Origin of the sequence: Micromonospora sp. NPDC047738 (assembly GCF_040642675.1) — a bacterium.
Classification (GTDB): Bacteria; Actinomycetota; Actinomycetes; order Mycobacteriales; family Micromonosporaceae; genus Micromonospora.
Genome location: NZ_JBEYSO010000001.1, coordinates 200228 through 212622, shown reverse-complemented (window position 1 = coordinate 212622; position 12395 = coordinate 200228). Strand labels below are relative to the sequence as shown.

Annotated in this window: 11 protein-coding genes and 1 pseudogene; 7 read left to right on the top strand and 5 right to left on the bottom strand. The window is 70.9% G+C overall.

What is annotated here, in order from left to right:
* Together ABZ783_RS01020 and ABZ783_RS01015 are read right to left on the bottom strand one after the other, a co-directional pair.
* Entirely contained in the window at positions 1 to 1200 is a 1200-nt protein-coding gene (locus ABZ783_RS01020; RefSeq protein ID WP_357433451.1) for an ABC transporter substrate-binding protein, read from the bottom strand.
* Positions 1187 to 2323 (bottom strand): ABC transporter ATP-binding protein, encoded by a 1137-nt coding sequence (locus tag ABZ783_RS01015; protein WP_357433450.1) that lies wholly within the window; start codon positions 2321 to 2323, stop codon positions 1187 to 1189. Before ABZ783_RS01015 ends, ABZ783_RS01020 begins: the two co-directional genes overlap by 14 nt.
* Positions 2324 to 2489: 166 nt before the next feature.
* On the opposite strand from ABZ783_RS01015, the gene ABZ783_RS01010 reads away from it, so the two are divergent.
* From ABZ783_RS01010 to rny, 7 genes and pseudogenes are all read left to right on the top strand, one after another.
* Complete coding sequence (locus ABZ783_RS01010) at positions 2490 to 3632, top strand: acyl-CoA dehydrogenase family protein (RefSeq protein WP_357433448.1); 1143 nt, start codon at positions 2490 to 2492, stop codon at positions 3630 to 3632.
* A 70-nt stretch (positions 3633 to 3702) separates the two neighbouring features.
* Positions 3703 to 5047 (top strand): annotated as a pseudogene (locus ABZ783_RS01005) (MFS transporter).
* Complete coding sequence (locus ABZ783_RS01000; protein ID WP_073832642.1) at positions 5038 to 5238, top strand: DUF3046 domain-containing protein; 201 nt, start codon at positions 5038 to 5040, stop codon at positions 5236 to 5238. Before ABZ783_RS01005 ends, ABZ783_RS01000 begins: the two are co-directional and overlap by 10 nt.
* Positions 5239 to 5423: 185 nt before the next feature.
* Positions 5424 to 6470, top strand: coding sequence for a recombinase RecA (gene recA / locus ABZ783_RS00995; RefSeq protein WP_073832643.1), 1047 nt, complete (start codon positions 5424 to 5426; stop codon positions 6468 to 6470).
* A gap of 8 nt (positions 6471 to 6478) precedes the next feature.
* Positions 6479 to 7174 (top strand): regulatory protein RecX, encoded by a 696-nt coding sequence (locus ABZ783_RS00990; protein WP_357433445.1) that lies wholly within the window; start codon positions 6479 to 6481, stop codon positions 7172 to 7174.
* Positions 7175 to 7804: 630 nt separating this feature from the next.
* Complete coding sequence (locus ABZ783_RS00985) at positions 7805 to 7948, top strand: hypothetical protein (protein WP_357433443.1); 144 nt, start codon at positions 7805 to 7807, stop codon at positions 7946 to 7948.
* Positions 7945 to 9711, top strand: a complete 1767-nt coding sequence (rny, locus tag ABZ783_RS00980; RefSeq protein WP_357433441.1) for a ribonuclease Y — start codon at positions 7945 to 7947, stop codon at positions 9709 to 9711. The genes ABZ783_RS00985 and rny overlap by 4 nt, the downstream gene beginning before the upstream one ends.
* A gap of 61 nt (positions 9712 to 9772) precedes the next feature.
* Here the strand turns inward: rny and ABZ783_RS00975 are convergent, their stop codons facing one another.
* From ABZ783_RS00975 to ABZ783_RS00965, 3 genes are read right to left on the bottom strand one after another with little or no spacing between them, the layout of a single operon-like run.
* Positions 9773 to 10756 (bottom strand): amino acid ABC transporter permease, encoded by a 984-nt coding sequence (locus ABZ783_RS00975; protein ID WP_357433439.1) that lies wholly within the window; start codon positions 10754 to 10756, stop codon positions 9773 to 9775.
* Positions 10753 to 11460 carry an amino acid ABC transporter permease gene (locus ABZ783_RS00970; RefSeq protein WP_357433437.1) on the bottom strand — a complete coding sequence of 236 codons (708 nt, stop codon included), beginning with the start codon at positions 11458 to 11460 and terminating at the stop codon, positions 10753 to 10755. Before ABZ783_RS00970 ends, ABZ783_RS00975 begins: the two co-directional genes overlap by 4 nt.
* A 41-nt stretch (positions 11461 to 11501) precedes the next feature.
* Positions 11502 to 12380, bottom strand: coding sequence for a glutamate ABC transporter substrate-binding protein (locus ABZ783_RS00965; protein ID WP_357433435.1), 879 nt, complete (start codon positions 12378 to 12380; stop codon positions 11502 to 11504).
* Positions 12381 to 12395: the final 15 nt, after the last annotated feature.

Genomic DNA, 12395 nt, shown 5'->3' with positions numbered 1-12395 from the left:
TCAGCCCTTGACGGTGGTCCAGGCCTGGGTCCAGGCCGCGTAGTCCTTGCAGGTCACGTCCTTGCGCCCGTCGAGGCACTGCGCAACTGGCGTGCTCCAGAACCAAACCTTCTCGAAGTACGCCTCGTCCTCGGCGTGGAACGTCGCGCAGTGGTTCTTGTCGGCCGTCTGGGCGCAGGCGAGCCGGTTGGCCGGCGCCTCACCGAACCACTCCGCCACCGCGGCGTTGGCCTTCGGGGAGATGATGTGGTCCATCCACCGGTACGCGCAGTTCGGGTGCTTCGACTTCGCCGAGATCATCCAGGTGTCGGACCAGCCGGTCGCCCCCTCCTCGGGCAGGATCGCCTCGACCGGCGCCTTGTCGGCCTGCGCCAGGCTGGCGATCACCTGCCAGGTGGTGCCCAGCACCGAGTTGCCGGTCTTGAAGGCCTGCACCTCCTTGGTGTAGTCCGACCAGTACTCGCCGATCGTCTCGTTCTGCTTCTTCAGCAGGTCCACGGCCGCGGTGAACTGCTTGTCGTCCAGCGCGTACGGGTTCTTGATGCCCAGGTCCGGCTGGTGCTTCATCAGGTAGAGCGCCGCGTCGGCGAGGTAGATCGGCGAGTCGTACGCGGTGATCTTGCCCCGGTACGGCGAGTTGGCGTCGAACACCGCGCCCCACGACGTCGGGGCCGGCTTGACCACGTCCGTGCGGTACATCAGCAGGTTGGCGCCGCGCCCGTGCGGGATGCCGTAGGCCACCCCGTCCACGGAGTTCCACTGCTTCAGCTTGAGCCCGTCGAAGACGTCCTTGTAGTTGGTGACCAGGTCGGTGTTGACCGGCGCGACGTCCCCGCCGTAGATCAGCCGGAGCGAGGCGTCACCCGAGGCGGAGACCACGTCGTACTCGCCGGTCTTCATCAGGGTCACCATCTCGTCGGAGGTGCCGGCGACCTTGACGTTGACCTGGCAGCCGGTCTGCTTCTCGAAGTCGGTGACCCAGTCCACCTTCGGATCGGTGGAGCCGTCCTCCACATAGCCGGCCCAGGCGACGATGTTGACCTGGCCCTCGCCCGCGCCGAGGCTGCTCAGCTTGGGCACGGAGGGGGGCTTGATGCCGCCGGGACCGGATCCGCCGGCGTCCGTTCCGCCGTCGCCGCAGCCGGTCAGGGCGAGCAGGCCGACCGCGGCGAGCGCGGTCAGAGTTCTACCGGTACGCATGTGCGCTCTCCTTGTCGCGGGGGATCGGCACCACGGGGTCGGGTACGGCCACGGCGTGCTCGGCGCGCCAGGCCAGGCGCACCGGGGTGCCGCGCAGTGCCGCCACGTCGGCCGAGGAGGTGGTCAGGTTCTGCTGCGCCACGACCAGCCGGGCGCCGGCGTCGAGGTCGACGACGAACCGGGTGGTCGCCCCGGCGTAGACGACCTCGGCGATCCGTCCGGTGGCCGAGGCCTCCGCCGCACTCGCGGGCGGCAACTCCAAGTCGGGCGCGTTTGTCGCCGCGCCGTGACCGGGAGCCGTCGGCGGGCCCACGAGCCGGATCTTCTCCGGGCGGACCGAGAAGGTGCCCTCCCGGCCGAGGATGGCCCGTGCCGCGTCGCCGCTGAGCAGGTTGGACGTGCCGACGAAGCCGGCGACGAACGGGCTGGCGGGCCGCTCGTAGACCTCGGCGGGGCTGCCCACCTGGGCGATCCGGCCGTTCTCGAAGACCGCCACCCGGTCGCTCATGGTGAGCGCCTCCTCCTGGTCGTGGGTGACGAAGACGAAGGTGATGCCGACCTCCCGCTGCAGCGCCTTCAACTCGACCTGCATCTGCTCGCGCAGCTTCAGGTCCAGCGCGCCGAGCGGTTCGTCGAGCAGGAGCACCTTCGGGCGGATGACCAGGGCACGGGCCAGGGCGACCCGTTGCCGCTGCCCGCCGGAGAGCGCGGCCGGCCGCCGATCGTCCAGCCCGTCCAGCCGTACGCTGCGCAGCGCCTCCTCCGCCCGCGCGCGCCGCTCAGCGCGGCCCACCTTCCGTACCCGCAGGCCGTACTCGACGTTCTGCCGCACGGTGAGGTGCGGGAACAGCGCGTAGTCCTGGAAGACGGTGTTGACGTCCCGCTCGAACGGGGCGAGCCGGGTGACGTCGCGCCCACCGAGCAGGACCGCCCCGGCGGTCGGCGGCTCGAACCCGGCGATCATGCGGAGCACCGTGGTCTTGCCCGAGCCGGACGGCCCGAGCATGGCGAAGAACTCGCCGTCGGCGATCTCCAGATCGACGCCGGCCACCGCCTCCACCGCGCCGAACGATTTGCGCAGGCCGCGAAGAGCGACCGCGGGGGTGGCGGGCCCGGCTGACATGGGCGCTCCTCAGTCCTACGGTTAGCGTTGCGCGAGCGGACCAAGGTCCACGGAAATCGTTTCGTGAGAATAAGGCTGCGACGGATAGCGTCGTCAAGACCCTGCGGGCGCTTCGCGGGGTTGCCGGCCCTTCCCGCCCGCCCGCGTGGCGGGCAGACTCATCGCCATGGAGCAGCATCTCTACGAGCCCCTGCACGAGGAGTTCCGCGACCTGTGCCGCGAGTTCCTCGCCCGGGAGGCCGTGCCCTACCACGAGCGCTGGGAGACCGACGGGATCGTGGACCGGGAGGTGTGGCGCAAGGCCGGCGCCGCCGGGCTGCTCGGCATGGACGTCGACGAGGCGTACGGTGGCGGCGGGCAGCACGACTTCCGGTTCAACGCGGTCCTCGACGAGGAGATCATCGCGGCCGGCTGTTCCGGCCTCGGGTTCGGCCTGCACAACGACGTGGTGGCCCCGTACCTCACCGAGCTGACCACCGCGGACCAGCGCAAGCGCTGGCTGCCGGGCTTCTGCTCCGGCGACCTGGTCACCGCGATCGCGATGAGCGAGCCGGGGGCGGGTTCCGACCTGGCGGGCGTCCGCACCGGCGCGGTCCGCGACGGCGACACGTACGTCCTCAACGGTCAGAAGACGTTCATCACCAACGGCGAGCTGGCCGACCTCGTGGTGGTGGTCGCCAAGACGGCGCCCGACCAGGGCGCGCACGGGGTGAGCCTGCTCGCGGTGGAGACCGGCATGCCCGGATTCAGCCGGGGCCGGCGGCTGGCCAAGGTGGGGCTGAAGGCCAACGACACCGCCGAACTGTTCTTCGACGACTGCCGGGTGCCGGCGGAGAACCTGATCGGCACCGAGAACCACGGCTTCTACCACCTGATGGCCAACCTGCCCCGGGAGCGGCTGAGCATCGCCGTGGCGGCGGTGGCGGCGGCGGAGAAACTGCTCGCGCTCACCCTCGACTACGCCCGCTCACGGGAGGCGTTCGGCCGGCCGATCGGGAAGTTCCAGCACAACCGGTTCCTCCTGGCCGAGCTGGACACCGAGGTCACCATCGCGCGGACCTTCGTCAACCACTGCGTCGCCGAGTTCAACGCCGGCCGGCTCTCGGTGACCGACGCGGCGAAGGCCAAGTGGTGGACCACCGAGCTGCAGAACCGGGTGGCCGACCGCTGCCTGCAACTGCACGGCGGCTACGGCTTCATGCTGGAGTACCCGGTGGCCAGGGCCTGGCTGGACGGCCGGGTGCAGACCATCTACGGCGGCACCACCGAGATCATGAAGGAGATCATCGGCCGAGGTCTCGGCCTCTAGCAGAAACCGGGTGCCGGCGGCCTGGTCGGGTGCGGGAGGATAGGTCACCCCTTACCGAGGAGCGCTCCGCATGGCCACCGATCTGACCGCCCTGGCACCGGCCCGGCCCGACGTCGCCGCGATCCAGCGTCGTACGCTGCGGCTGCTCTTCGTCACCCAGATCATCGGCGGGATCGGCGTCGCCATCGTCTTCGCCGTGGGTACGCTGCTCGCCGCCCGGATCGCCGGCACCGCCGTGGCCGGCCTGGCGCAGAGCGCCGCCGTGGTCGGCGGGGCGCTGCTCGCCGTCCCGGTCACCCGGATCATGACCGGTCACGGCCGTCGGCCGGGCCTGGTGATGGCGTACCTGGTCGGGGCGGCCGGGGGCGTACTGGTGGTGCTCGCCGCGGTCACCCGTCAGGTGCCGTTGCTTTTTCTCGGCATGCTGCTCTTCGGTGGCGGCACCGCGGCGAACCTCCAGGCCCGCTACACGGCGGTGGACCTGGCCGAACCGGCCCGGCGGGGGCGCCAGCTCTCGGTGATCGTCTGGGCCACCACCATCGGCGCGGTGGCCGCCCCGAACTTCGCCGCGCTCGCCGACCACACCACCAGCGGCTGGGGGTTGCCGCCGCTGGCCGGCCCGTTCGCCTTCAGCGCCGCCGCGTTCGTGGTGGCCGCGGTCGTCCTGCTGATCCTGCTGCGGCCCGACCCGCTGCTCACCGCCCGCCGGCTGGCGGCCGCCGACGCCCCGGCGGTCGAGCCGGTCGCGGCTCCGGCCGACCCCGCGCCGGTCAAGGTCGCCGCGCGGCGCGACGCAGGGATGCGCGTGGCCTGGCGGGTGGTACGCGAGCGGCCCGCCGCCCGGCTCGGCATCGCGGCCGTGGCGATGGGGCACCTGGTGATGGTCGCGGTGATGTCGATGACCCCGGTTCGGCTCGGCGAGTTCCACGACGACGCCGACGTGCTGCGGGTGGTCGGCATCGTGCTGAGCCTGCACATCGCCGGCATGTACGCGCTCTCCCCGGTGGTCGGCTGGCTCACCGACCGGCTCGGCCGGCGCGCGGTGATCCTCGGCGGGATCGGGGTGCTGCTCGCCGCCTGCGCGGTCGCCGGCACGGCCGGACACCACACGCCGGAACTCTCGCTCGGTCTGGCGCTGCTCGGACTGGGCTGGTCGGGCACCATGGTTGCCGGCTCCACGTTGCTGTCCGAGTCGGTGCCCACGGACGTGCGGCCGAGCGTTCAGGGGTTGTCGGACCTGACCATGGGGCTGGCCGGGGCGGGCGCTGCGGCGCTGAGTGGGTTTGTCGTGCGGGTGGCCGGTTATCCGACCCTCACCCTGCTCGCGGCGATCGCGGTGGTGCCCCTGGTGGCGCTAGCGTTGCGTCCGGTGCCAGCGGGGGCGCCCGACAAGGAGGAGTGACACGTGCGGCTGACCGACTTCTGGGCGCGGCTGGAGGAGGCGTTCGGGCCGGGCTACGCGGCCAGCATCGCCAGCGACCAGGTGTTGTCCCAGCTCGGCGGGCGGACCATCGAGCAGGCCCTCGCCGCGGGTGAGGAGACGCACGTGGTGTGGCGGGCGGTGGTCGCCGCCTATCCCGACCGGGTCCCCGCGCGGCTACGCTGAGCAGCCTTTTTCCCGAGTCCGCGTGTCGCTTGCCGAGTCGTACACCTGTTCGGCTATTGTCCACAGCGGGGTGCTCGTCCACAGCTCGCGGCCCGTCGGCTGGTTTTCTGTCGGACCCAGCGCCTAGCGTGTCCCGCGTGACGCGAAGCTCAGGTAAGACGCCGGCGAAGGCAGGGGTGGCAACGATGGCGGCAGGGCCGGACCGGGAGAAGGCACTCGACCTTGCTCTCGCTCAGATCGACAAGCAGTTCGGCAAGGGTTCGGTGATGCGGCTGGGGGAGCGGCCGGTCGTGCAGACCGCCGTGATCCCGACCAGCTCCATCGCGCTCGACGTCGCGCTCGGCGTGGGCGGTCTGCCCCGTGGCCGGGTCATCGAGATCTACGGCCCGGAGTCCAGCGGTAAGACCACGGTCGCCCTGCACGCGGTGGCCAACGCCCAGCGGGCGGGCGGCATCGCCGCCTTCATCGACGCCGAGCACGCGCTCGACCCGGAGTACGCGAAGGCCCTCGGCGTCGACACCGACGCCCTGCTGGTCTCCCAGCCGGACACCGGCGAGCAGGCGCTGGAGATCGCGGACATGCTGGTCCGCTCCGGCGCGCTCGACATCATCGTGATCGACTCGGTCGCCGCTCTGGTGCCGCGCGCCGAGATCGAGGGCGAGATGGGCGACAGCCACGTGGGTCTCCAGGCCCGGCTGATGAGCCAGGCGCTGCGCAAGATCACCGGTGTGCTCAACAACACCGGCACCACAGCGATCTTCATCAACCAGCTGCGCGAGAAGATCGGCGTGATGTTCGGCAGCCCGGAGACCACCACGGGTGGTCGGGCGCTGAAGTTCTACGCCTCGGTCCGACTCGACGTGCGCCGCATCGAGAGCCTCAAGGACGGCACCGACGTGGTCGGCAACCGTACCCGGGTCAAGGTGGTGAAGAACAAGGTGGCCGCACCGTTCAAGCAGGCCGAGTTCGACATCATGTACGGCAAGGGCATCTCCCGCGAGGGGTCGCTGATCGACGTCGGCGTGGAGCAGGCGATCATCCGCAAGTCCGGCGCCTGGTACACCTACGACGGCGACCAGCTCGGCCAGGGCAAGGAGAAGGCCCGCGAGTTCCTCCGCGAGAACCCGGATGTGGCCGCCGAGATCGAGAAGAAGATCCTGGAGAAGCTCGGCGTCGGGGTCGGCGTGGGCGACGCCGCCGGTGGCCCGGAGCTGCCGCCGGTCGACTTCTGACCTGACCCGTGGCAGGACGACGCGCCCGTACGGGGCGGGGCTGGGACGCCAGCCCGCCCCGCACGGGTGACGCCACCACACCCCGCCCTCGCCGGGGCCGCCAGGGACGCGCCGAGGAGACCGATCCGGAGGCCGCGCCGGCCTCGCCCCGCGACGAGGCCGAGGCAGCCCGGGAGATCTGCCTGCGGCAGCTCGCGGTCCGGCCGCGTACCCGGGCCGAGCTGGCCGGCGCCCTCGCCAAGCGGGGCATCTCCGAGGAGGTCGCCGCCCAGGTCCTCGACCGGTACGACGAGGTCGGCATCATCGACGACGCCGCCTTCGCCCGCGCCTGGGTCACCAGCCGGCACACCGGCCGTGGGCTGGCTCGGCGGGCGCTCGCCAACGAGCTGCGCCAGCGCGGCGTCGACGGCGAGGTGGCCAGCGAGGCGCTCGGCGAGCTGGACGAGGAGACCGAGGCGGAGACCGCCCGCGCCCTGGTCGAGCGGAAGCTGCGAACCGCCCGGGGCGAGCCGGACGCGGTGTTCCGCCGCCTCGTGGGCATGCTGGCCCGCAAGGGGTACCCGCCGGGCGTGGCGATCCGGGCGGTGAAGGAGGCCCTGGCCGCGCAGAGCGCCGAGGCCGCCGAGTTTGCCGAACACATCGACGTCGACGCGCTCGCCGAAGCCGAGCACGAACTCGACCGGGACGCCCGCACCCTCGACTGACCGATCAGCGGAGGCGGTGCGGGCCGGCGCCCGCGGGCCGCGGGTCGCCAAGGTCCGCACAACTTCTCTGGAAGTGTGGCCTTCCGCCGCCGCAAGACCACTCTTTCGGAGAAGTTGTGGCCTGCCCTCGCGACGACGCCGAGTGGCGCGCGGTGCGAGCGGAGGGCGGGTGGGACCTGCGTCGTGAGGGGCCTGAGCAGGTCGGGAGGGTGATCGGGGAGCTCGCGCGGGGTGGGGTTTGTCCGGCGGTGTCCGGCATCTGATCAGCGCTGGGTGATGCCGCAACTTCTCTCCGTCCGGGTGGTTTGATCATGAGTTCTTGACCGAACGGCCTCCGGAGACCTAGCCTCGCCATACAGGCTCACATTGCCCGACCAGCGCAGGCTAAGCGCACAACATAGAACGCGTAACAGAACCGCATCACTTTGGGCCAGCTTCACCGGCCTTGACGGCAGCACCGGACGGCCGGTCCGGTGCCACCGACAACTGCAACCGGCCGCCGGCGATGCTCTCCACGGGCACCGTCGACGGAAAGCTACCCACGGCCAGCCGCTCCGGTCGGGCGTCCAGAGCCGCAGGCGTGTGCCGTCGGCGCGCGTGCTGCGGCGCCGACGTTCAGGGGAGGCGGCCATGGTGGGGCGGGACAGGTTCACCGGTGATCCTCCGTGGGCCCTCGGCGGGCCGTCCGCCGGCATCCAGGCCCGCGCCGACCGCAGCAACCTGACCGTCGGCGCGGCCGTGACCGGCCGGGCCGGACGGGGCGGAGCGGCATGAGCGCGTTCGAGGCCGTCATCCTCGTGCTGGTGCTGCTGCTCGCCGCCGTGGTGGTCGGTGCCGTCCTGCTCGGCGCGCGTACCCTGCGTCGGCTCAGTGTCACGCCCACCCCGGAGGATCCGGCCTTCATCGCCGAGAAGGATCGCCAGGAGCAGTCGCTGGCGGCCCTGCGCAGCGCCGCCGACGAGGCGAACAGCACCGCCGATGTGGCGAAGTCGGCCGCTGCGGCGGCCCGGGCCGAGGCGGCCGCCGCGAAGGCCGAGGCGAAGGCGGCCCGGGCCGAGGCCCGGCGGGTCCTGGACGACGCCCGCGCCGAGGCCGACACGGTGCTGGAGCGGGCGCACAAGCAGGCCGAGGCGGACGCCGAGCAGCTCCGCAGCGCCGCCCGGCGCAGCGGCGAGCGGGAGGTGGCGGTGCTCGCCGCGACCACCCGCGAACAGGCGGCCGAGGTCGAGCGCCGGGCCACCCGGATGGACGAGCGGGAGCGGCTGCACACCGAGGAGGTGGAGCGGCTCGCCGAGCGGGAACGGCAGCTCACGGCCGCCAGCGCCGCCCTGGCCGCCCGGGAGGCCGCCCTGGCCGAGCGGGAGCAGGCCCTCACCGAGGTGGAGGAGCAGCGCCGCCGCGAACTGGAGCGGGTCGCCGGGCTGACCGCCGAGGCGGCCCGGGTCGAGCTGGTCGAGTCGATTGAGAGCCAGGCCAAGCGAGAGGCCGCCCTGTTGGTCCGGGACATCGAGTCGGACGCCCGCAGCACCGCCGAGCAGCGGGCCCGGCACATCGTCGTGGACGCCATCCAGCGGGTCGCCAGCGAGCAGACCGCGGAGAGCGTGGTGAGTGTCCTGCACCTGCCGGGCGACGAGATGAAGGGGCGGATCATCGGCCGGGAGGGGCGCAACATCCGCGCCTTCGAGTCGGTCACCGGGGTCAACCTGATCATCGACGACACCCCCGAGGCGGTGCTGCTCTCCTGCTTCGACCCGGTACGCCGGGAGGTCGGCCGGCTCACCCTCGAGAAGCTGGTGCTGGACGGCCGGATCCACCCGCACCGGATCGAGGAGGTCTACGACCAGGCCCGGCACGAGGTGGAGGAGCTCTGCCACCGGGCCGCCGAGGACGCCCTGGTCGAGGTCGGCATCACCGAGATCCACCCGGAGCTGGTCACCCTGCTGGGCCGGCTGCGCTACCGGACGTCGTACGGGCAGAACGTGCTCAAGCACCTGGTGGAGACCGCGCACATCGCCGGGACCATGGCCGCCGAGCTGCGGCTGGACGTGCCGACGATCAAGCGCTGCGCGTTCCTGCACGACATCGGCAAGGCGCTCACCCACGAGGTGGAGGGGAGCCACGCCATCATCGGCGCGGACCTGGCCCGCAAGTACGGCGAGAGCGAGGACGTGGTGCACGCGATCGAGGCGCACCACAACGAGGTGCCGCCGCAGACCATCGAGGCGGTCCTCACCCAGGCCTCCGACGCCTGCTCCGGTGGCCGGCCGGGGGCGCGGCGGGAGAGCCTGGAGGCGTACGTCAAGCGGCTGGAGCGGATCGAGGAGATCGCGGCCGGCAAGCTCGGCGTGGAGAAGGTCTTCGCCATGCAGGCGGGCCGGGAGATCCGGGTGATGGTCAAGCCGGAGGACGTCGACGACATCGGTGCGGCGGTGCTGGCCCGGGACGTGGCCAAGCAGATCGAGGAGGAGCTGACCTATCCGGGCCAGATCCGGGTGACGGTGGTCCGCGAGTCCCGGGTCACCGAGATCGCCCGCTGACCGCAGAGACGCAGAAGGGCCGGCCCGGTATCCGGGCCGGCCCTTCGCCGTACGGGTCGGATCAGACGCCGCCTCCGCCGCCTCCGCCGGCACCCTCGGCCTGCGACGTGAGCGCCACGGGCGGCGGGTTCTGGGCCGGCGTGCCGGCGGTCTTGCGGCCGCGGGAGAGGCGGTGCTGGACGTATTGGGCCAGCTTCGACAGCGAGTAGTTGACCGCGATGAAGAGCACGGCGATCACGACGTAGACCTGGATCGGGTTGCCCAGCACGCCGATGATCTGCTTGCCGATGTTGAGCGTCTCCTCGTAGCTGATGATGAAGCCGAGCGAGGTGTCCTTGAGCACCACGACGAGCTGGCTGATCAGCGCCGGGAGCATGATCCGGAACGCCTGCGGCAGCAGGATCATCCGGGTGGTCTGCAACGGGGAGAGGCCGATCGCGGCGGCGGCCTCCGCCTGGCCGCCCGGCAGCCCCTCCATGCCGGAGCGGATGATCTCGGCGATCACCACCGAGTTGTAGACGGTCAGACCGATGACCAGGTACCAGAGGTTGTCCCACGAGATGCCGAACTCGGGGAAGCCGCGCGCCACGAAGAAGATCGTGATGACGACGGGCAGCCCCCGGAACACCTCGACGCAGACCCGGGTCACCGCCGACAGCAGCACGCTCAGCCCGCGCAGCAGGTACGACACCGGCGTGGCCAGCCCGGTGAAGCGCCGTCGGGTCAGGCTCTTGAGCTGGATCCGCAGCACGGCGATCAGGGTCCCCACGACCAGCGAGGACACGATGGCCAGGGCGGCGGCGATCAGCGTGTTCTTCAGGCCGAGCCCGATCCGGTCCCAGACCTGGGAGAAGTTCTCGTTGCCGGGGTCGACCAGCGGGCCCCACAGCTCCATCGAGAACTGGCCCTTGTCGGACAGCGGCCGGTAGATCAGGAAGTACGCCCCGACGAGCACCACGATGGTGGCGACCAGGCTGCTGACCAGGGTGATCCGTCGCTGCCGGGGGCCGGGGACGTCGTACAGGACGCTGTTCTGCTGACTCATCGGGCCACCGCCTGTCGCTTCTCGATCCGGTCGAGCAGGGCACCGAGCGGCACCGTCATGATCAGGTAGCCGATGGAGATGCCGATGGCGACCGGGATGAAGGCGTAGCCCTCGGCCGAGGTGAGCTGGTCGGCGGTCTGGGACAGGTCACCGACGACGCCGAAGAAGCCCACCAGCGCGGAGTTCTTGATCATCGCGATGATCACCGAACCGAGCGGCACCACCGACGCCTTCCAGGACTGCGGCAGCACCACGTAGCGCAGGTTCTGGCCGAAGGTGAGACCGAGCGAGCGGGCAGCCTCGGCCTGACCGGGCGGCACCGCGTTCACCCCGGACCGCAGCGCCTCGCAGACGAACGCCGCGGTGTAGAGCACCAGGGCGATCAGCGCGAAGCGGAAGTATGGCAGGTCGGTGTCGAGCCGGCTGAAGACCGCGTCCAGGCCGGGGATCCGCAGGAAGTCAGCGTTGGAGCCCAGCGCCGGCAGGCCGAAGGCGGCGAAGAACATCACCACGGTCAGCGGCATGTTCCGGAAGATGTTCACGTAGGCGGTGCCGACGGCGCGGAGCGGCGGCACCGGGGAGATCCGGAGCACCGCCACGACGGCGCCCAGGATCAGGGCGCCGATCGCGGCGAGTACGCAGATCTGGAGGGTGAGCCAGAAACCACCCGCAAACACGTCGAACTTGTCGATGAGCACACTCACGGGTCGGTGTTCCTCCCCACCCTCCAGATCGAACGATCAGATCAGTAGCGGTTGATGGTCGGGGCCGCGCCCAGCTGCGCGCCGAACTTGCCGGCGGTGTCGTCCCAGGCCTTCTTCCAACGGCCGTCCTGCATGGCCTTCTCCAGGACGTCGTTGATGAAGTTCCGGAAGTCGGTGTCCTCCTTCTTCACGCCGATGCCGTACGGCTCCTTGGTGAAGTTCTCGCCGGCGAGCTTGAAGGACGCCTCGTCCTTGGCGACGTAGCCGAGCAGGATCACGTTGTCCGTGGTCACCGCGTCCACCTGGCCGCCCTTGAGGGCGTCGCGGCACTTGTCGTAGGTGTCGAAGAGCACCAGCTGGGTGGCCACGTCCTTGACGTGCTTCTTGATCTCCTCAGCCGGGGTGGAGCCGGTGACCGAGCAGACCTTCTTGGTGCCGTCCTTGAACGAGTCCGGCCCGGTGATCGTGGTGTCGTCCTTCTTCACCAGGATGTTCTGGCCGGCCTCGTAGTACGGCCCGGCGAAGGCGATGCGCTCCTTGCGCTTGTCGTTGATCGTGTACGTCGCGGCGACCAGGTCGACGCTGCCGTCGACGATCTTGTCCTCACGGACCTTCGACGGCGTCTCGACGTACTCGATCTTGTCCTCGGGGATGCCGAGTTCCTTGACGATGATCTTCGCGACCTCGACGTCGAAGCCCTCCGGCTTGCCCGACAGGCCCTTCAGGCCGAAGCCCGGCTGGTCGAACTTGGTGCCGACCTTGATCTTCTGGGCCTTGTTCAGCCGCTCCATGGTGCTGCCGGCGGCGAACGACTTGCCGCCCGAGCCGGTGCCCTCGTCGCCCTTGCCGTCACCGCAGGCGGTCATCCCGAGCGCCAGGGCGGCCGCGGCGGCGACCGCCGCCATACGCTTCATGCGCATACTCATCTCCTTTTT